Annotated in this window: 1 pseudogene; it reads right to left on the bottom strand. The window is 47.0% G+C overall.

The annotated features are described in order from the left end of the window. Positions 1-17: 17 nt before the first annotated feature. Positions 18-594: pseudogene (locus KGF70_RS17055) on the bottom strand (IS5 family transposase); the annotation flags it as partial.

The following is a 594-nucleotide window of genomic DNA, read 5'->3' as shown; positions in this document are numbered from 1 at the left end:
GAAGCTGTTTGAGGTCTCTATTGACGAGCAAGCAGGATCCCTATAAAGGCCATAGCAACCATGACTTTACTGGTATTTAACTTGCGTTCGCAATTGAACCAAAGCCGTCGCCAGTTGGTTAACCAACTGAAACTACGTTCCACGACCCAGCGCTGTGGCGTTACTTGACCGTTCTTCAGATCACTTTGTTTGGCGATAATGACATCTGCACCAATGATTGCATGGACCGACTGGGCGAAGTTGTCGCCTGTATAGCCACCATCGGCCATCACTCGCTGAACAAGATCAAACTGCTCTTCATTTAACGCGAGTAAAGCGATCGCACCGTCCCGTTCGGAGACATTAGCTGTGGTAATGTGGATCGCGAATGGGAGACCATTAATATCAACGGCAAGGTGGCGTTTAATCCCACTGATTTTCTTGCCGCCATCATACCCTTTATTTTGGGGTGTTGCCGTATTTTTGACGCTTTGCGCATCAAGAATTACGAACGACGTTCGTACCGATCGTCCCATTCGTAATCGCTCTCGAGCGACAATTTTTTTAAAAGCAGGTCAATCAGGGAATATTCCGAATTAGCTAATGGTTTTGACC

This window comes from Lactiplantibacillus sp. 7.2.4 (assembly GCF_018991185.1).
Taxonomy (GTDB): domain Bacteria; phylum Bacillota; class Bacilli; order Lactobacillales; family Lactobacillaceae; genus Lactiplantibacillus; species Lactiplantibacillus pentosus.
This window is presented reverse-complemented; position numbering and strand designations above follow the sequence as displayed.